The 19,718-nt window shown below is 70.9% G+C and carries 14 protein-coding genes, 1 tRNA gene and 1 pseudogene; 2 read left to right on the forward strand and 14 right to left on the reverse strand.

Going from position 1 to position 19,718, the window contains the following annotated elements; all coding sequences use genetic code 11:
* Positions 1-51: 51 nt before the first annotated feature.
* The 4 genes from F7R91_RS30970 to F7R91_RS30990 all read right to left on the reverse strand — a co-directional run bounded on the left by F7R91_RS30970 (position 52) and on the right by F7R91_RS30990 (position 5,806).
* Positions 52-843, reverse strand: a complete 792-nt coding sequence (locus F7R91_RS30970) for a S16 family serine protease (RefSeq protein ID WP_150954363.1) — start codon at positions 841-843, stop codon at positions 52-54.
* Between the two features lie 99 nt (positions 844-942).
* Complete coding sequence (locus tag F7R91_RS30975; protein ID WP_150954367.1) at positions 943-1,584, reverse strand: IclR family transcriptional regulator; 642 nt, start codon at positions 1,582-1,584, stop codon at positions 943-945.
* A gap of 309 nt (positions 1,585-1,893) precedes the next feature.
* Entirely contained in the window at positions 1,894-3,696 is a 1,803-nt protein-coding gene (locus tag F7R91_RS30980; RefSeq protein ID WP_150954370.1) for a DEAD/DEAH box helicase, read from the reverse strand.
* 637 nt (positions 3,697-4,333) lie between these two features.
* Positions 4,334-5,806 carry an MFS transporter gene (locus F7R91_RS30990; RefSeq protein ID WP_150954373.1) on the reverse strand — a complete coding sequence of 491 codons (1,473 nt, stop codon included), beginning with the start codon at positions 5,804-5,806 and terminating at the stop codon, positions 4,334-4,336.
* A gap of 205 nt (positions 5,807-6,011) precedes the next feature.
* Here F7R91_RS30990 and F7R91_RS30995 point away from each other — a divergent pair.
* A tRNA-Cys gene (locus F7R91_RS30995) sits at positions 6,012-6,083 on the forward strand.
* A gap of 379 nt (positions 6,084-6,462) precedes the next feature.
* Here the strand turns inward: F7R91_RS30995 and F7R91_RS43095 are convergent.
* The 10 genes and pseudogenes from F7R91_RS43095 to F7R91_RS31045 all read right to left on the reverse strand — a co-directional run.
* Positions 6,463-6,876 (reverse strand): annotated as a pseudogene (locus tag F7R91_RS43095) (SUKH-4 family immunity protein); the annotation flags it as partial.
* A 246-nt stretch (positions 6,877-7,122) separates the two neighbouring features.
* Complete coding sequence (locus tag F7R91_RS31005; RefSeq protein ID WP_150954379.1) at positions 7,123-9,429, reverse strand: xanthine dehydrogenase family protein molybdopterin-binding subunit; 2,307 nt, start codon at positions 9,427-9,429, stop codon at positions 7,123-7,125.
* On the reverse strand, positions 9,426-11,054 hold the full coding sequence (locus F7R91_RS31010; protein WP_150954382.1) for a (2Fe-2S)-binding protein: 1,629 nt from the start codon (positions 11,052-11,054) through the stop codon (positions 9,426-9,428). The genes F7R91_RS31005 and F7R91_RS31010 overlap by 4 nt, the downstream gene beginning before the upstream one ends.
* Entirely contained in the window at positions 11,051-11,944 is an 894-nt protein-coding gene (locus tag F7R91_RS31015; protein WP_150954384.1) for an FAD binding domain-containing protein, read from the reverse strand. Before F7R91_RS31015 ends, F7R91_RS31010 begins: the two co-directional genes overlap by 4 nt.
* Before the next feature lie 236 nt (positions 11,945-12,180).
* Entirely contained in the window at positions 12,181-13,806 is a 1,626-nt protein-coding gene (locus F7R91_RS31020; RefSeq protein WP_150954387.1) for a beta-N-acetylhexosaminidase, read from the reverse strand.
* 1 nt (position 13,807) lies between these two features.
* On the reverse strand, positions 13,808-14,653 hold the full coding sequence (locus F7R91_RS31025; RefSeq protein WP_150954390.1) for a carbohydrate ABC transporter permease: 846 nt from the start codon (positions 14,651-14,653) through the stop codon (positions 13,808-13,810).
* The gene (locus F7R91_RS31030; protein WP_225320870.1) at positions 14,650-15,543 is read right to left on the reverse strand and encodes a carbohydrate ABC transporter permease; all 894 of its coding nucleotides are present in this window, start codon (positions 15,541-15,543) and stop codon (positions 14,650-14,652) included. Before F7R91_RS31030 ends, F7R91_RS31025 begins: the two co-directional genes overlap by 4 nt.
* A complete protein-coding gene (locus F7R91_RS31035; RefSeq protein WP_150954393.1) occupies positions 15,540-16,835 on the reverse strand; it encodes an extracellular solute-binding protein in 1,296 nt (431 codons plus the stop codon). Before F7R91_RS31035 ends, F7R91_RS31030 begins: the two co-directional genes overlap by 4 nt.
* Before the next feature lie 212 nt (positions 16,836-17,047).
* Positions 17,048-17,332 carry a DUF3039 domain-containing protein gene (locus F7R91_RS31040; protein WP_058925017.1) on the reverse strand — a complete coding sequence of 95 codons (285 nt, stop codon included), beginning with the start codon at positions 17,330-17,332 and terminating at the stop codon, positions 17,048-17,050.
* Between the two features lie 30 nt (positions 17,333-17,362).
* Entirely contained in the window at positions 17,363-17,935 is a 573-nt protein-coding gene (locus F7R91_RS31045; protein ID WP_150954559.1) for a YqgE/AlgH family protein, read from the reverse strand.
* Between the two features lie 252 nt (positions 17,936-18,187).
* Between F7R91_RS31045 and murA the strand changes: the two genes are divergently transcribed.
* Positions 18,188-19,534 (forward strand): UDP-N-acetylglucosamine 1-carboxyvinyltransferase, encoded by a 1,347-nt coding sequence (murA, locus tag F7R91_RS31050; RefSeq protein WP_150954396.1) that lies wholly within the window; start codon positions 18,188-18,190, stop codon positions 19,532-19,534.
* Positions 19,535-19,718: the final 184 nt, after the last annotated feature.

Here is a 19,718-nt window from a genome sequence, read left to right on the forward strand (position 1 = left end):
GTTGCAGAGGGTTCTTTGCAACGCTGTCAACCATGCTCGTGAGCAATACACCTAGCAGCTCGGGACGGAACCTTTCCCCTTCTCCAGTGCCGCCAGCGAGTTCACCGCGCTGTTCAGGGTCGTCACCGGGATCAGGCGCAGCCCCTTGGGCAGTTCGGACTTGGCGTCGCCGCACTCGGCCTTCGGCACGAGGAACACCGTCGCCCCGTCCCGCCGCGCGGCCTGTGTCTTCAGGGCCACGCCCCCGACCGCGCCGACCTTCCCGTCGGCGTCGATCGTGCCCGTACCGGCGATCGTGCGGCCGCCCGTGAGGTCGCCGCCGCTGCCGTCGCCGTCCAGCTTGTCGATGATGCCGAGGGTGAACAAGAGTCCGGCGCTCGGGCCGCCGACGTCGGCGAGATTCAGTGTCACCTTGACGTCCTTCTCACTGAGGTCGAGGTAGTTCAGCGCGGCCTCGGTGGCGGCGTCCTGGGACTCCTTCATCTGCTCGGTGTTGTGCTGCTCGATCTCCTTGGTGGTCTTGCCGCTCGGGTAGACCGAGTCGCGCGGCATGACGGCCTCGTCCTCGGCGAACCAGGCGTCGATCACCTCGCCGAGCGTCACGCGCGTGTCCGGGTTGGTCGCCTCGATGGTCGTCATCCGCAGCTGCCCGCTCGTCGTGCGGGTCGGGGCGCCGGAGATGGTGATCACCGGGGTGCCCTTGTTCTCGCCGAGCACGTTCGCCGTCAGGCCGGGCTGCGTCAGCGAGAACGGCAGCGGCGCGAACGCGGCCGTGGCGAGCAGGGCCACGACGGGCGCGGCACAGACGGCGACGGCCTGGGAGCGTGTGAGGCGAGAGAGCACGGGATCAATCTAACGTGGCGACGAGATCCGGCCGGGGCCGGTCCACTCCCCCACAAGTCCCCGCAGGCCACCTCCGGGCCCCCTCCAGGTCCTCTCGGTTCAGCGCAGTGCGTCGGCGACCTCTCGTGCCGCGTCCACGACCCTCGGCCCCACCCGCTCCGGGACGGAGTCCGCCAGCATCACGACCCCGACGCTGCCCTCGACACCCGTGACCCCGAGCAGCGGCGCGGCCGCCCCGCTCGCACCCGCCTCCAGCTCGCCGTGCGTGAGCGTGTAGCCGGGGTCCTGCGGGGGCTTCTGCCGTGCGGAGAGGATCGCCCGGCCCGCGGCACCCCGGTCCAGCGGGTGGCGGAAGCCGGCCCGGTAGGCCACGTGGTAGTCCGTCCACGACGGCTCCACCACGGCCACGGCGAGCGCGTCCGACCCGTCCACCAGCGTCAGATGTGCGGTCGCCCCGATGTCCTCGGCCAGCGACCGGAGCGCGGGCAGTGCGGCCTCGCGCACCAGGGGGTGCACCTGGCGGCCCAGCCTCAGCACCCCGAGCCCGACCCGGGCACGTCCGCCCAGGTCACGCCGTACGAGCGCATGTTGTTCCAGTGTGGCGAGCAACCGGTACACAACGGTCCGGTTCACGCCGAGTTTGTGGGAAAGCTCGGTGACGGTCAGCCCGTGGTCCGTGTCGGCGAGCAGTTTGAGGACGCGCAGTCCCCGGTCAAGCGTCTGAGAGGTCTCCGCGGTCACGACGCCCACATCCTTCGGTGGTGAGGTCGGCAGCCCCCGCCGCGGGAAATGCGTCACCGAGTCCCGTCAGTGACGCGCGTCAGAGGCCGCCGATCGGTCGGCGGCCCGTCCTTGTCCGGGCCGCGTCGCTTCACGGCTGCGCTCCGCGGCGGCGCTGCCACGGGGCGTGTGCGTAGCGGGACATTAGCGAAGCAGGTTCGCTGAGCGGAAGGCTCCGTCCAGAATCCGGGCAGCACTAAGGATGGAATCGCACCCTTTGCCCTTATATGTACGGCGTACCGCGCGGTTCGTTACTCCCGGTAACCGGCGTCACCGCATCCGCGTGGCCCACTCCTGCACCTTGGCGATCCGCTGCCGCAGCTGCCCGGCGGTGGCCTCGGCGCTCGGCGGGCCGCCGCAGACGCGGCGCAGCTCCGTGTGGATGACCCCGTGCGGCTTGCCGCTCTGGTGGACGTAGGCGCTCACCATCGTGTTGAGCTGCTTGCGCAGCTCCATCATCTCCTTGTGGCTGACCACCGGCCGTCGCTCGGCGGGCAGCTCCAGCAGATCGGCCTCCGCGTCCGGCTTCCTGCGGCTGTGCGCGATCTGCCGGGCCTGCCGCTTCTGCAGCAGCAGCTGCACCTGGTCGGGTTCGAGGAGCCCGGGGATGCCGAGGTAGTCCTGCTCCTCCTCGCTCCCGGGGTGGGCCTGCATACCGAACTCGGCCCCGTCGTACAGCACCCGGTCGAAGACGGCCTCGGACTCCAGCGCCTCGAAGGCGAACTGCTCCTGCTCGCCGGTGTCCTCGTCCTGCTCCTTGTTCGCCTCCTCCATCTCCTTCTCGGACTCGGCGTACGGGTCCTCCTCGCCCTCCTTCTTCGGCTTGTCGAGGGCGTGGTCGCGCTCGACCTCCATCTCGTTGGCGAAGGTGAGCAGGTCGGGGATGGTGGGCAGGAACACGGAGGCGGTCTCGCCGCGGCGCCTCGACCGCACGAAGCGGCCGACGGCCTGTGCGAAGAACAGAGGCGTCGAGATGGTGGTGGCGTACACGCCCACCGCGAGCCGGGGCACGTCCACGCCCTCGGACACCATCCGGACGGCGACCATCCAGCGGTCGTTGTTGCTGCTGAACTCGTCGATCCGGTCGGACGCGCCCGCGTCGTCGGACAGCACGAGGGTCGCCCTGTTGCCGGTGATCTCCCGGATGAGCTTGGCGTAGGCCCGGGCCGAGTCCTGGTCCGAGGCGATGACGAGGGCGCCGGCGTCCGGGATGCCCTTGCGGACCTCGGTCAGCCGCTTGTCGGCGGCGCGCAGCACGCTCGGCATCCACTCGCCGCGCGGGTCGAGGGCGGTGCGCCAGGCCTGACTGACGGCGTCCTTGGTCATGGGCTCGCCGAGCCGGGCGGCGATCTCGTCGCCGGCCTTGGTCCGCCAGCGCATGCTGCCGCTGTAGGAGAGGAAGATGACGGGCCGCACGACATGGTCGGCGAGCGCGTTCCCGTACCCGTAGGTGTAGTCGGCCGCGGACCGCCGGATCCCGTCGTTCCCTTCCTCGTACGCCACGAAGGGGATGGGGTTGGTGTCGGACCGGAAGGGGGTACCGGTGAGCGCGAGGCGCCGCGTGGCGGGCTCGAAGGCCTCGAGACAGGCCTCGCCCCACGACTTGGAGTCACCGGCGTGATGGATCTCGTCCAGAATCACCAAGGTCTTGCGCTGCTCGACCCGGTTGCGGTGCAGCATGGGCCGCACGCCCACGCCCGCGTAGGTGACCGCGACGCCCTGGTACTCCTTGCCGAGCGGGCCCGCGCTGTACTCGGGGTCCAGCTTGATGCCTATCCGGGCCGCCGCCTCGGCCCACTGCTTCTTCAGGTGCTCGGTCGGCGCGACCACGGTCACCTGCTGCACGACATGGTGGTGCAGCAGCCAGGAGGCGAGCGTCAGCGCGAACGTCGTCTTCCCGGCGCCGGGCGTCGCCACCGCGAGGAAGTCACGCGGCTGCTCCCGGATGTACTTGTCCATCGCCCCCTGCTGCCAGGCACGCAGCTTGCTGGCGGTACCCCAGGGGGCACGGCCGGGAAAGGCGGGAGAGAGATGGTGGGAGTGCGAGGCGGAGGAGGCGGCGGTGGTAGTCACGGTCTCCGTTAAGGGGTCGGGCGGCTCGGCGGGGTGAGCGGTGGTGGCTGACGGGCGAACGGCTCGGCGGGCGCGGCGGCGGTGGGCGACGGGCGGACGGGTCGGTGAGTTGTGGGGTCGGACGGCTCGGCGGGTATGACAACCGGGCCACCCTACCGGCGGCCCACCGCCGCCAACGCGCGGACAAAGCCGCGTAGCCCGCAGGTGGGACCCACGTCACAACTGCCGCAGCCGCCGCGCGATCCCGGCCACATCCGCCTCCACACCGGAGGCGACATCGATGACCAGCGCGTACGCCGCATCCTGGTCGACACCGGCGGGATCGACCCCGTTCACGGCGAGGAAGGTGGCGGCGGCGAGCCAGGCGGTGCGGCCGGGCCGGGCGGCCCACGTTCACTTGTTCAGGGTGGCCGACGGCCGAAGGCGACCTGGGCGAGGGCGAGGTAGGGGTGTGCGGAAGCGGAATCAGGCGTGGGAGCGGGGCCCATGCCGGTGCCGTTGACCGTCGCCACTGCCGGTGCCGCTTCCGTTGCTGTTGCCAGGGGGAGTTCGCACGCTGGCCTTCTCAACAGACCAGAGTGCATCCAGGTGAGCCGCCCCAGCGGAGCGCACCCGCTCCGGCCGCTACCCCCTGTGATCACCCCACGGCGAGCGGCCGTGGCTCACGCGCCCGCAGCCGCGTCGTCACCCACGCCCCCATCAGCGCCACCCCCGCCATCGGCAGGAACACCGCCGCGAACGCGGCCGGATGGGAGCCGGAGGCCTGCGTCGTCGCGTGGGTGGCCGTGCCGCCGCCCAGGGCCGCGAACGCGGTGCCGCCGGCGGCCAGGAGGAGGACGTTGCACAGGCCGTCGGAGATCTGCAGGGCGGCGGAGTTGGTGCCGGCCTCCTCCGGGGCGGAGAGCTGCAGCAGGAGCACACTGGTGGACGAGATCACCAGGCCCATCCCGAAGCAGCCGAAGCCCCAGGCGACGGCCACGGTCCACGCGGGCACGGAGTCGATCAGCACACTCGGCGCGACGGCGATCGCGGCCGCCACCAGGATCATGCCCAGCGTCATCAGCCGTTCCCGGTACGGCTCCAGCCGCGCCCGCGACTGCACCCACGACCCCAGCGCCCACGTCCCGCCGCCCGCCGCGAGCGAGAACCCGGCCAGCGTCGGGGACAGCCCCCGCTGGGTGACCAGCATCAGCGGCACGAAGGACTCGGCAGCGATGAACGAGCCCGCGGCTACACCGCGCAGCAGCACCACGGACGGCAGCCCGCGCGCCGCCCGCCAGGTGCCGCGCGGGAGCAGCCCCAGCACGGCCGGCACGAGCAGCGCGGCCCCCGCGGCTGCCGGGAGCAGCGACAGCCACCGCAGGTCCTGGGCGGCGTACTGGAGCAGCCCGGCACCGAGGGAGATGCCGAGGGCGAGCCGGATACGACGACGGTCGAAGGAGGCGCCCTCGGCGCAGCCGTCGACCGCCCCGGACGCCCGGCGCCGTATCTGAGGCAGGGCGAGCGCCAGCGGGAACACCACGAGCACCGGGATCCCGACGAACACCCAGCGCCAGCCCAGGTGTTCGGTCACGGTGCCCGCCGCGAGCGGGCCGACGACCGAGGGAACCACCCAGCTCGCCGCGAACGCCGCCATGATCGACGGCCGCAGCCGCTCCGGATAGGCCCGCCCGACAACGACGTACAGCGCCACGATCACCAGTCCACCGCCGAGCCCCTGCACGGCCCGCCCCACCACGAACAGCCACATCGCGCTCGCCGTCCCCGCGAGCAGCAGACCGGCGGCGAAGGCGGCGATGCCCGTGGTCAGCGCGCCCAGCGGCCCCCGCCGGTCCGACCACTGACCGGCGAGCACCATCCCGAACAGGCTGGTCGTGAAGTACCCCGAGAACGCGAACGCGTACAGCGACACCCCGTCCAGCTCTCGCGCCGCAACCGGCATGGCGGTCCCCACGGCGGTCGCCTCGAAGGCGATCAGCAGCACGACGGAGACGATCCCGACGCTCAGCGCGCGGTACGAGCGCCCCAGCACGCGCTCGTCACGCTCGCCGTCCGAGCGCAGGTCAGGGGTGTCCGCGACGTCCGTGTCAGCGGGTTCCAGGCCGTTCATGTCCGCCAGAGTAAGGGCCAAGCCCTGCCTTGACCCCTGTCGAAAGGTCCCCCGGCACTGGGACCTTGGTCGTACTCCCACGGCTTTCATGAACGGCGCATGGCAGTCCCGTTGCAGCACCCGCGCTGCCCTTGAGCCCCTTCCCCGCCCCGCCCTACGGTCGTTTCACCGAGTCCGGAACGGAAGCACAGGCCTCCACCGACCCGACCGTGTGCCCGAGCGGTTCAGGGGCTCGCCTGCAACGCGAGTTACGCGGGTTCGAATCCCGCCACGGTCTCTGCCTGCCTGACCAGGCAAAAACGAAGGGGTGGCCCCACGAGGGGTCACCCCTTCGGTCATCCGTCCATGGTGATCTAGAGGTCCAGGTCCCCGACGCGGTACGTCAGCGTGTAGGACCCGCCCTCGCCGCCTTCGAAGTCGCCTGTGTGTTCCCCATTGGACTCAGTGCGGGAGATGTCCACAAAGCCTAGCGAGTCGGAACCCAGCGGACTCTCGTCATCCCGCAAGCTGAACCGCATCTCTGCGTCTGCACCGAATTCGAAGACCTGATTCACGAACGCCTCGGTGTCCTTCGTCATGGAGAAGATACCCGAAGGCGGCCAGAACCTTGTTCCGTTGTGGAACATGAAGAGTTCATCGACGTTGTCGTCGTCGGTTTCAGGCTGGAGCAGCCACAGCGCGAACGCGAGCATCGAGATGTCCGTGGTCAGCGGGTGCAGGATGGCCTCGGGCTCGCTCCAGGCGAGGATCGCGCCCGTGGTGCCGTCCACGACCAGGCTGTTGTCCTCCGTCAGATTCCCCAGGCGTATCAAGTGGTCCGGACGGTCGGGGAGTTCGGTCACCCAGTCGGCTTCGGTGCAGTACTCGGCGAGGGTCGGCAGCGGCAGGTCGGTGTCGAGGTGGAAGAGGAAGCTGTCCTCCGGCAGGCCCGTCTCGCTCAGGAAGCGGCGGGTCGGTTCGTGAGTGAGTGTCATGGGGAAGTCGACATCCTCGAAACGCACGACCTTGCCCTGGCCGAACTCCCGGTCCAGCAGACGGGGCGGCAGGTCGAGGGCGAGCCCCGAGTCCGTGCGCAGCTCCCGCTCGATGCGGGTGATCACCGCTGTAGCGGTGGTGCAGGTCGTGCTCATGTGGTCCCCCGTGCATGGATGCCGCTGTCCCCCGAGCGGGGCACGCGCAGCCGTCCGGTCCAGGCCGCCGGTCCAGGCCGGAAGGGCCGTCCCCCACTGCTCAGAACAGTACGCGGCACCACTGACAACGCCCCGGAACGGCGGCGTCGGTGACCATCCCTCAGGCCCCGGGCGACTCGGGACCGCTCACTGGCCCGTCACCACCGCCGCCTGGGGGCGGATCGGCAGGCGGTTGACCGGGCGGCCCGTCGCGGCCCGTACCGCGGAGGCGATCGCGGCCGGGGAGGTGACCACCGGTACCGCGCTGACCGACTTCGCCCCGAAGGGGGCGACGACGTCACGTTCCTCCACCAGCTTGACGATCCGGATGTCGGGCGCGTCCAGGGCGGTGGGCAGTGCGTAGCCGGTGAGGTCGGGGTGGCGGACCAGCCCGCGCGCGGTGCGCAGGTTCTCCGTCAGCGCGATGCCCACGCCCTGGGTGACGCCCGCCTCGATCCGGGCCGCCAGCTGGGTGGGGTTGAGCACCCGGCCGACGTCCTGGGCGAGCGCCAGCTCGACCACCCGTACCGAGCCCAGTTCGATGTCGACGTCCACCACCGCGCGGATCGCGCAGAAGGCGAGGCCCACGAAGGCGTCGCCCTGGCCCTCCGCGTCCAGCGGCTCCGTCGGATGCGGGCGGCACTGGGCGGTGGCCCACAGTTCCTTGCCGTCCATCGCCTCGGTGACTGTGGTCGACAGCACACCGTCGTACGAGGTGATCTTGCCGTCGGTGATCTGGAGCAGCTCGGTGGACATGCCGAACTTGTGCGCCAGGGGCTGGAGCAGCTGCGTACGGACCATCTTGGCGGCCCGCTCCACGGCGCCGCCGGACACCCAGGTGTGGCGTCCGCGGCAGCCCGCGCCGGCCGGTGGCTGGTCGGTGTCGACCGGTGCCACGTGCACCTCGTCGATGCCGAGGGTCTCCTGCACGATCTGGCGGGCCAGGGTCGTGAAGCCCTGGCCGGTCTCGACGGCCGCGCACAGCACCGTCGCCACGCCGTCCTGGACCCGTACCGTCGCGGTGGAGACCTCGTCGGCGCCCTCCGCGCCCAGCATGTGCACCATGCCGAGGCCGTAGCCGACGCCCCGGCGCACGGCGCCCGGTTCGCCCGCGCCCTCGGGGCCGCCGGGCAGCAGCCACTCGTCCTCGGGGGTGTCCTTGGGCAGCGGCGGCAGCGGGAAGTCCCGTACCGCCTGCAGGAGTTCGGCGACCGGTGCCGGGCAGGTCACCATCTGGCCGGTCGGCAGGACGTCGCCCGTGCCCATGACGTTGCGCAGACGCAGTTCGGCCGGGTCGAGGGAGAGCTTCTTCGCGAGCTTGTCCATCTGCGCCTCGTAGGCGGCGCAGACCTGCATGGCGCCCTCGCCGCGCACATGGCCGGAGGGCGGGTTGTTGGTGCGGACCGCCCAGCCCTCGATGAAGGCGTTCGGGACGATGTACGGCCCGCAGGCGAACGACACGGCGGCGGCCAGCGCCTCCGACGAGGTGTCCGCGTACGCGCCGGCGTCCAGAAGGATCTGCGCCTCGACCTTCACCAGCCGGCCCTCGGCGTCCGCGTGGTGCCGGTACCGGAGCAGGGTGGGGTGCCGGTGGGCGTGGCCCAGGAAGGATTCCTCACGGGTCGCGGTCAGCTTCACCGGGCATCCGGTCTTCAGCGCCAGCAGACCGAGCGGGAGCTGGAAGCCCTGGTCCTCGCGGTCGGCGGTGGCTCCGGGCACACCGGTGACGACGACCTTCACGCGCTCGGGCTCCAGGCCGTAGCAGGCGGCGGCCGTGTCGCGGTCGGTGTGCGGGTCGGTGGAGGCCAGGTACAGCTCGACGCCGCCGTCGGGACGCGGCACGGCGAGGCCGGCCTCGGCGCCGATGGGTGCCGGGTCCTGGCGGCCGATGCGGTACAGGCCTTCGACGACGATCTCGCCGGCCGCCTCGGGGTTGCCGTGGTGCAGCGGGATGTGCCGGATCAGGTTGCCGTCGGGGTGCAGCGGCTCGGCCTCGAAGGCCTGCTCGGGGTCGGTCACCGGCTCGAGCACCTCGTACTCGACGATGACGGCGGCGGCGGCCATGCGCGCGGTGTCGGGGTGGTCGGCGGCGACGGCCGCGATGGGCTCCCCGTGGTGGCGGACGACCTCGGAGGCGAACAGGGGCCGGTCGGCCTTGCCGCGGCCGTGCAGCGGGCTGCCGGGGACGTCCTCGTGCGTGATCACGGCGCGTACGCCGGGCATCGTGTGCGCGTGGGTGGTGTCGATGGAGACGATGCGCGCGTGCGCGTGCGGGGAGCGCAGTACGGCAGCCCACAGCAGGCCCTCGGCCCACAGGTCGGCCGCGTACGGGAAGGTGCCCTCGGTCTTGGCGCGGGCGTCGGCGGGGGGCAGGGAGGCGCCGAGGCCGTGCGGGATCGCGTCGGGGGCGGGGGCTGCCTCCGCGGTGGTCGCGGTGGCGGCTTCGTTGCTCACGCCTGGCCTCCGTCCGGTCCGTACGCCTCGTCATGCGGCCCCCGGGGCCCGGGCGGGCCGAACGCCGACGGGTTGACGCCGCCGGCTCCCGGGCCCGCCTGGTGGGGGATGCGTACCCCGTCGCCGTCCTGCTCGGGTTCGTCCGTCCTGGCGTGCGCCTCGCGTTCGGCGACGACCTCCTTGACGGCCTCGACGACGCCCCGGTAGCCGGAGCAGCGGCACAGGTTGCCGCACAGGGCCTGGCGGGTCTCCAGCTCGGTCGGCGCCGGGTTGCCCTCCAGGAGGTCGTGCACGGTCATCGCCATGCCCGGCACGCAGAAACCGCACTGCACCGCGCCGCACCTGGCGAGCGCCCGCTGCACGTCCGAGGGCTGTCCGTCCTCGGCCAGTCCCTCGACGGTGCGGACCTCGCTGCCGGCCGCGGTCACGGCCGGCACCAGGCAGGACGCGACGAGACGTCCGTCGACCTGAACGTTGCAGGCCCCGCACTCGCCCTGCGAGCAGCCGTCCTTGGCGCCCGCCAGACCGAGCCGCTCGCGCAGCACGTAGAGCAGCGACTCGCCGATCCAGGCGTCGCTGACGGGCCGTTCGGTGCCGTTGACGCTCAGCACGTACGAGGCGAGGGGGTGTTCCTCGCCCGGGAGCGAGGGGGCGTCGTCCTCGGCGGCGTCCGCGGGGAACTCGGCGCCATCCACGGGCTCCTCGGCGGCCCGCCGTCCGGATTCCGCGTCGTCGGCTGCCGCGCCGGGGTCCGCGTGCGGCTCGGCGGCCTCTTCGGCGCCTTCTGGGGCCCGTTGGGCGGCCTCGGCTCCCTCCGGGACCCCGCCGGTCCCTTGAGCGTCCTGCGAGGCGTCTACGGCGTCATCGGCGGGCGCGGACGCATACGGCTCGGAGGTCTGCGCCCCGGGCTTCCTGGGCCCGTCCTCGGCCTGGCCCGGCTCGGCGGTCTCGGGCGCGTGCGGTGCGGGCTGCCCGGGTGCGGCGCCGGTCGGCTGCGTCTGCGTGTGCCCGGGCCCGGCTCCGGTCGCCTCCTCGGCCGCCGGCGCCTCCTGCCCCCAGGGCTGCCCCGTCTGTGTCGCCCAGGGCGCGGGCGCGCCCCCGGGGAGCGTGGCGGGGGGTGTGCCGCCGCCCCACTGCTCGACCAGCGAGGAGGTGGTGAACTCGCCCGATTCGTCAGGAAGGTCGCCCCCGGCCACCGGGATCGACCACTCCCCGGTGACGTCCTGGCCGGGTCCGGCCGGGGCCTCCGTCTGCGCGGCCTCTTCGAAGGTCCACTGGCCGGTGGACCCCGGGTCGTAGGCGAACCGCTCGTCCCCGGCGCCCTGTCCGTCGTGGGGCACGGCGTTCGGGTCGGGCCACTGGGTGCCGTCGGCGGGCATCGTCCAGGTGCCCGTCGCCGCCGGGTCGGTCCCCGCGCTCGTGCCGGGCGCGACCGTTATCTGCGGCGGAACGTATCCGTGACCCGGCGCGGCGAGCGGGCTGTCGGAGGAGGCCAGGAGGGCGTCGATGCCCCCTTCGGGGAGTTTCACGAAGGCGGTGGCGCCGTCGTCGTAGTCGCCCTGGGGCAGCGGATCCCAGCGGCCGCCGCTCCTCGGCGTGCCCTCTCCGTGCTGGTCGTCGGTCACGACAGCGCCCTCCCCAGTGCTCGTCGGGCCAGCGCGGCGACGGTGCGCCGCAGGTGCAGTACGGCGGGCGGAAGCTCTTGCACGGAGCCGTCCTCGCCCGGGGCCGGGTCGGGGATGCAGGCCGCGGCGACGTACTCCCCGAACGCGTGCAGCGCCTCGGGGACGATCTGACGGTTGTTGTCCCAGTCGATCAGCCGGCCCACCCACTGTTCGGCCTCCAGGGGCCGCAGGGGCATCGGCGCAATGGCGCCGACCGCGCACCTGACTCCGCGCCGGGCCGGATCGAGGACGAGCGCGACGGACGCCATCGCCCGGCCCGGACCCGTGCGGCCGGTCGCCTTCAGGAAGACCTGTGGCGCGTGCAGCAGCGGCACGCGCACGTAGCCGATGAGTTCACCGCCGCGCAGCATGTCCACGCCCGCCAGCAGGTGCGACACCGGGATCTCCCGGCGGGCTCCGCCCGCGCCCGCGATGATCAGTGTCGCCTCCAGGGCGGCCAGCACCGGCAGCGCGTCCCCAGCGGGGGCGGCCGAGGCGATGTTGCCGGCCAGGGTGCCCGCGTTGCGGATCTGCGGCGGGCCCGCGGCGCGCGCGGCGGCCGCGAGCGCCGGGATGAGCGCGGCGAAGTCGGGACGGCCCATCCGCGCGTGCGTGAGGCCCGCGCCGAGCAGCGCGTGACCGTCCTGGTACTGCCAGCCGCGGATCTCGCTGATCCGGCCGAGGCCGACCAGGGCGGCGGGCCTGAGCTGCCCGGAGTTCACGGCGGCCATGAGGTCGGTGCCGCCCGCCACCGGCACGGCTGCGGGCATGGCTGCGAGGGCCGCCACTGCCTCGTCCAGCGTCGTGGGCAGCGTGACGGCCTGCGCCGCCTGCGGTGCGTGCGTGGTCAAACCGGCTGCCCCTTCCCGCTGCCCCACCTGGTCCTGCCTGTGTTGCCGTACGGTACGTGCTGACAGGGCGGACGTGGCAACTCTGGCACATCTTCGCGGGGCCCGAAGACAGGGGTCCGCTAGGCGGCATTCGCCCCCCTCACCAGGGAGATGGTCCGTTTTCGCACGGCATCACCCGTGAGTACCGATTGACACTCTTCGGTGACTCTTGAGGGCTTTTTCCCATACCTCTTCCCCTACCTGTTCGGGGGCGGCCCCTCGATCGGGCGGCCGGGCACCCCGGGCCGCTGCTGCCACGGCAGGGGGCCGGTGGGCGGCCGGTAGGCGACGCCCAGGGCGTCAAGTCGCCGGTAATGGACGGCCATCCGCCGCTCGAACTCGGCGAAATCCCGCTCCCCGGGGGCCGGAAGCGCACTCCAGGCCACCTCGGCGAAGGCCGCGAGCCGCGGGAAGGTCTGGTAGTCCACGCGCGCGTGGTCCTCCATCACCTCGGTCCACACGTTGGCCTGCGTGCCCAGCACATGCCCGGCCTCCTGCGAAGTGAGCTCCGGTGGAACGGGTTCAAAGCGGTAGACGTCCTCCAGGGTGCGCACGTACCCGATGGGCACCGGCTCGTCCGCGCCGCCGTCCTGCCGGTGGTCGAGGTACACCCGCTGCTCGGGGCACAGGACGACGTCGTGTCCGGCCCGCGCTGCGGCGATGCCGCCCTGGTACCCGCGCCAGGACGACACGGCCGCGCCCTCGGCGAGCCCTCCGTCCAGAATCTCGTCCCAGCCGATGAGCCTGCGCCCGCGCGCGGAGAGCCACTTGGCGAAGTGACCGATGAACCACGACTGCAGTCCGTCCTCGTCCGCGAGCCCGAGTTCCTTGATGCGCGCCTGCGCCGCCGGGGACCGCCGCCACTGGTCCTTGAGGCATTCGTCACCGCCGACATGGACGAACTCCGAGGGGAACAGGCCGAGGATTTCCTCGAACACCCCCTCGTAGAAGCGCAGGGTGTTGTCAGTGGGGGCGAGTACGTTCGCAGAGATCCCCCAGTTGTCCCAGACGGAGAGGGCGGTGGTGTCGATGATGTCGGTGTTGCCGAGTTCCGGGTACGCGGCGATCGCGGCCTGCGAGTGGCCCGGTAGGTCGATTTCGGGGACGACGGTGATATGCCGGTCGGCTGCGTAGGCGACGATCTCCCGGATGTCGTCCTGGGTGTAGTAGCCGCCGTGGGGCTTCTCCACCCACAGCGGTGAGGCACGGTGACCGAATTTTGTGCGCGCCCGCCAGGAACCGGTCTCGGTGAGTCTCGGGTGGCGCCGGATCTCGACGCGCCAGCCCTGGTCGTCCGTGAGATGGAAGTGGAAGACGTTCAGTTTGTGCGCGGCCATCAGGTCCAGGTAGCGCAGCACTCCGTCCTTGGGCATGAAGTGCCGGGCGACGTCGAGCATGAGACCGCGCCAGCGGAAACGGGGGGCGTCCTCGATGGTGACGTGCGGAGCGGCCCAGGTGCGGTCGCGGCTGAGCGGGGCCCTGCGGTACACGTCGGGACCGAGGAGCTGCCGCAGCGTCTGCGCTCCCCAGAAGACACCGGCCTCGCTGCCGCCCTCGATCAGTACGCCGGTCCAGTCACTGACGAGACGGTACTCCTCGGGGCCGAGCTCGGGGTCGAGTTGGAGCCCGATGCCGTCGCCCTCGGTGTCGTCGAGCTCCCTGCCCTCGCGCAACGGCAGGCCGGTGGCCTGCCGGAGGACGGTGCGCAGCCAGTGACCGACGCCCTCCGTTTCGGTGCCGGCGTACACCTGGGAGTGCGCTGTCAGCCGCACTTCGCCGGAACCGGCGACGACGCTGCGGGGGGCCGGAATCACTTCAGTCACGTCAGTCCTTCACCGCTCCGCCCAGCCCCGAGACCAGGCGTCGTTGTACGAGTACGAAGAAGACCAGCACCGGAATCGTCATCACCGTGGACGCGGCCATCACACCGCCCCAGTCCGGCTCGTCCGGCTTGAAGAACACCAGCAACGCCATCGGCAGGGTCGACCGGGACATGTCGCTGATGATGAACGACTTGGCGAACAGGAAGTCGTTCCAGGCCGAGATGAAGGAAAACACGCTCGTGGCCACGAGCCCGGGGAGTACCAGCGGGAAAAGGATCTGCCACAGGAATCGCGCACGGCTCGCCCCGTCGATGTACGCGGCCTCCTCCAGCGTCTCCGGCACGGCTTTCACGAATCCCCGCAGCATCCAGATCGCGAACGGCAGCGAGAAGGCGATGTGCGGCAGGATCAGCGACCCCAGGGTGTTCAGCTGCCCGAAGTCCCGCATAAGGAAGAACAGCGGGATCGTCAGGGCCTCCACGGGCACCGTCTGAGCCACCAGAAACATGATCAGCAGGGTGGTCCGGAAGCGGAAGCGGAATCTCGTCACGGCGGTCGCCGCGAGAAACGCGATCAGTGCCGAGACGACCACGACGGAGCAGGCGACGACAAGGCTGTTGACGAAGTACCGGCCGAATTCCTGCTGTCCGAAAACGCGTCGGAAGGAATCCAGGGAAGGCGACGCGGTCCATGGACGCGGCTCGGCCGACTCGATCTCCCCGGCCGGTTTGAAGGCGCCGAGCACCATCCAGTAGAGGGGGAACGCGACGACGAGGGCGGTCAGCAGCGCCGAGGCCTCGGCGGCCAGCCTCCACGGACGCCGCACCCTCCGCCGTACAGGATTCACAGATCCTCCCCCTGCCGGCGCAGCAGCCGCAGATACCCGAGCGTGACCGCCAGCAGGATCAGCAGCGTCACCACGCCGATCGCCGAACCGAGGCCGTACTCGGACGAAGCGAACGCCTGCTGATAGGCGTACACGTTCAGGACGAGGTTCTGGCCCGCGATGCCGCCGCCGTTGGTCATGACGTAGATCTGGGTGAAGACCTTGAAGTCCCAGATGACGGACTGGATGGTGACGACGGTCAGGACCGGCCGCAGCATCGGCGCGAGCACGGACCGCCAGATACGCCACTGCGAGGCGCCGTCCAGGGCGGCGGCCTCCAGCACCTCGGCGGGTACGGCGCGGATCCCGGCGTACACCGTGACCATCACGAACGGGAAGGAGCACCAGACGACTTCGAGCAGAACGAGGAGGAAGGCGCTGCCGCGCCCGTACGTCCACGAGTGGTCGCCGATCCCGAGGACCCTGTTCACCGGTCCGAAGTCGGGGTCGAAGAGGAACAGCCAGACCGTGGAGCCCGTCACCGCCGGGGTGGCCCACGCGCCCAGCGCGGCCAGCATCAGAGCGAGCCGCGGCAGGGCACGCACGCGTGTGAGCAGCACGGCGAGCGCACAGCCCACCGCCAGCGTCGACACGACGCACGCCGCGGCGAAGAACACGGTCGCCAGCAGCACCTGCCAGAACTGCCCGTCCCCGAACAGCTCGGCATAGTTCCCGAACCCCAGAAAGACCGTCGGCTCGCCCCCGCTGACCTGGGCCTGGGTGTACCGGAAGAGAGAGATCAGTCCGAGTTGGTAGATGGGGTAGGCAAGCAGAGCACCGAGGACGACAAGAGCCGGGGCGAGATACAACCAAGGTGCACTGCCACCCCCCGGCCTACTGGGCACCGTCACCCGGCGGAGCCAAACGCCTCGTTCATCTTCACCGCCGCGTCCTTCGACGCCGCGCCCACAGTCTTCTTACCGCTGATGACCTCCTGGAACATGGTCGGCAACACCAGCGAGGAGTCGATCCGCGCCCACGCGGGCGAGGCGGGCACGAACTTCGTGCCGGCGACCAGCGTCTGCACGAAGGGCTTCACGAAGGGCGCCTTCGCGGCCACCCGCTGCCGCACATCCACGTAGGTGGGCAAGAACCCCATCGCCTCGAACAGCGACGCCTGCGTCTCCTTCGACGCAAGGTCCTCCATCAGATCGACCGCCAGCGTGCGATGCGACGTGCTCTTCAGTACGCCGATGTTGTTGCCGCCCGCGAACGCCGGGGCGATCGACCCCGCCGCCACCCCCGGCAGCGGTACGACCGCGTACTTGCCCTTCACTTTCCCCGCCTCGACGGCGGCATGGCTGAAGTCGCCGCCGATCGCCATGCCCGCCTTGCCGGCGGCGAACGCGGTGACCGTGTCGTTGCCGCCCATTCCGGCGCACTTGGCGGGGGGACAGTTGTGGTCAGCGAACAGCGAGGTGTACGCCTTGATGCCCTTCTGGGCCGCCACGCTGTCGATGGCGGAGGCGTACGAACCGTTCCTGCCGGTGGCGATCTCGCCGCCGTTCGCCCATACGAACGGCATCGCGCCGTATGTGTAAGCGCCGCCGACGACCAGCCCGTACAGATCGGGCCTCGCGTCGCGGATCTCGCGGGCCGTGGACGCCAGCTCGGCCATGGTCCGCGGAACGTGCAGGCCCAGGTCCTCGAAGACATCGGTGCGGTAGTACAGGGCGCGGACGCCGACGTAGAAGGGAGCGCCGTAGACCTTGCCGTCCACGGTGACCGACTGTCTGGCGGTCGGGTCGGTGTCCTTGGCCTCGGTCCAGTCGCCGAACTCCTCGGTCACGTCGAGGAGTCCGCCGTCGTGGACATAGCCGGCGGTGTCGGTGTTGCCGTACTCCATGACGTCGGGAGCGGACTTCGTGTCGTTGAAGGCGGCCTTGACACGCTGGGCGCGGGTGTCGACCGGGATGTACTCGACGTCGACCTTCGTGCCCCGGTGGGCCTTCTCGAAGGCGGCGACGACGGAGTCGACGGCCTTTTCCTTGGGTTTGTTGCCGACCTCCTGGAAGAGCCAGACGCGCAGGGTGCCCGTCTTCTCGTCCGTGCCGTCGGTGGAGTTGTCGGACGTCTGGGGAGCGCAGGCGGTGACGACCAGGGCGGCGGCCGTGAGCACGGCCAGTCGGACGGGGAGCTTCATGCAGCGATCCTCCGAGCGTTGCAGCATATGCAATGGCTGTTTTGCTCTGCACAACAGACAGGAGGCTAGGGACTACATGACCATGCCGACAAGAGGTCTCTACCACTCTGTGACCCCCTGACGCACCCCGTGCAACGACAGAACCGGCAAAGGCCCCCGGAGCACGCAGAACGCGCCCCGAGGGCCTCGCGGATCTCAGGCGGGAGGGAGGGCTACTTGTCGCCGCCCTTGCCCTTGTCGCCACCGCCGGCGCCCATGGAGTCGTAGATCTCCTTGCACATGGGACACACGGGGTACTTCTTCGGGTCGCGGCCCGGCACCCACACCTTGCCGCACAGCGCCACGACGGGGGTGCCGTCGAGGGCGCTCGCCATGATCTTGTCCTTCTGGACGTAGTGGGCGAAGCGCTCGTGGTCGCCGTCGCCGTGGGACACCTGCGGCGTCGGCTCTACGAGGGTCCCCGTACCAGTCCCGCGCTCGGGCTCAAGAGTGCTCATAAATGCCAAGGGTACTGAAGCTCACACGCATCAGTTGAGCGAAGGGTCGTCCGGATACGTGGCCACCATCGCCAGCTCGTTGCGCTGGCGGCGCAGCACCTCGCGCCAGAGTCTCTCCGGGGACGGGGAGGAGACATCGCCGGGCTCCGACTCGACGACGTACCAGGCGCCCTCCACCAGCTCGTCCTCCAGCTGGCCGGGCCCCCAGCCGGCGTATCCGGCGAAGATCCGCAGTGAGCCGAGGGCCGAGGCCAGCAGCTCCGGCGGAGCCTCCAGGTCGACCAGACCGATCGCACCGTGCACCCGCCGCCAGCCCAGCGGAGCCCCGTCGACGGTCGCACCACCCGGGATGACGGCCACACCGAGGGCCGAGTCCAGCGACACCGGGCCGCCCTGGAAGACGACGCCCGGCTCACCCGTCAGGTCCGCCCAGCCCTCCAGGATGTCGCCGACGTCCACAGGGGTCGGACGGTTGAGGACGACGCCGAGGGAGCCCTCCTCGTCGTGGTCGAGAAGGAGCACCACCGCACGGTCGAAGTTCGGGTCCGCCAGGGCGGGCGTTGCCACGAGCAGCCGCCCTGTGAGCGAGGACACCTCGGTCATGGCAGACATGATCCCGCATCTTCCCTTCGGAGGGGGAGGCAATGCGGGTACGGGAGTGAATGCAGCTCAGGGCGGAAGGAAGCGCCCCCGGCGCACGGACGGCCGCGGTGACCCCATGTGCCCGGTGCGGAACCGTTCGTGTTGTGACACAGCTATGACGAACCTGGGGCGTCACTGGGCTTACAGAAGGGGGGTGGACGGCGATTACCCTTTCCCTCCTGGCCCTGCCCATCTCATCGGAACGCGAGATACATGACCGTCAACGGCTCTGACGACGTACTGCTTGTCCACGGCGGATCCCCGCTGGAGGGCGAGATCCGTGTCCGCGGTGCGAAGAACCTCGTACCGAAGGCCATGGTCGCTGCACTGCTGGGCAGTGAGCCGAGTCGGCTGCGCAACGTTCCGGACATCCGTGACGTGCGCGTCGTACGCGGCCTCCTGCAATTGCACGGGGTGACGGTCCGTCCGGGTGAGGAGCCGGGCGAACTGGTGATGGACCCGTCGAACGTGGAGAGCGCGGACGTCGCCGACATCGACGCGCACGCGGGGTCGAGCCGTATCCCGATCCTGTTCTGCGGTCCGCTGCTGCACCGTCTCGGGCACGCGTTCATACCCGGCCTCGGCGGCTGCGACATCGGCGGCCGGCCGATCGACTTCCACTTCGAGGTGCTGCGGCAGTTCGGCGCGCGGATCGAGAAGCGGGCGGACGGCCAGTTCCTGGAGGCTCCGCAGCGGCTGCGCGGCACGAAGATCCGGCTGCCCTACCCGTCGGTGGGCGCGACCGAGCAGGTACTGCTGACGGCCGTCCTCGCGGAGGGGGTCACCGAGCTCTCGAACGCGGCCGTGGAGCCGGAGATCGAGGATCTCATCTGCGTGCTCCAGAAGATGGGCGCCATCATCGCGATGGACACCGACCGCACCATCCGCGTCACCGGTGTGGACAGCCTCGGCGGCTACACCCACCGCGCCCTGCCGGACCGCCTGGAGGCCGCCTCCTGGGCGTCCGCGGCGCTCGCGACGGAGGGCAACATCTACGTCCGCGGCGCCCAGCAGCGCTCGATGATGACGTTCCTGAACACCTACCGGAAGGTGGGCGGTGCCTTCGAGATCGACGACGAGGGGATCCGCTTCTGGCACCCCGGCGGCCAGTTGAAGTCCATCGCGCTGGAGACGGACGTGCACCCCGGCTTCCAGACGGACTGGCAGCAGCCGCTGGTCGTCGCGCTCACGCAGGCGACGGGGCTGTCCATCATCCACGAGACGGTGTACGAGTCGCGCCTCGGCTTCACCTCCGCGCTGAACCAGATGGGCGCGCACATCCAGCTCTACCGCGAGTGCCTGGGCGGCTCCGACTGCCGCTTCGGCCAGCGCAACTTCCTCCACTCGGCCGTCGTCTCGGGCCCGACCAAGCTCCAGGGCGCCGACCTGGTCATCCCCGACCTCCGCGGCGGCTTCTCCTACCTCATCGCAGCGCTGGCCGCCCAGGGCACATCCCGCGTCCACGGCATCGACCTCATCAACCGGGGCTACGAGAACTTCATGGAGAAGCTGGTGGAGCTGGGCGCGAAGGTGGAACTCCCCGGCAAAGCACTCGGCTGATGCAGCGCCCTGAAGGGGCGCGGGGAACTGCGCGACCAGCCACGACGGCGCCGCAGACGACCGACGACGCATCGCGGCGCTTCCGGCGGAGCGCTTGGTCACAGTCGGCCGGGCAGGCAACGAGCCCGGCCGGCGTGTGAGGCCATTTTCAGGCGCAACCACGACGGGGCGGCACCCGGAATCG

Source organism: Streptomyces luteolifulvus, from assembly GCF_008806595.1.
Lineage (GTDB): Bacteria > Actinomycetota > Actinomycetes > Streptomycetales > Streptomycetaceae > Streptomyces > Streptomyces luteolifulvus.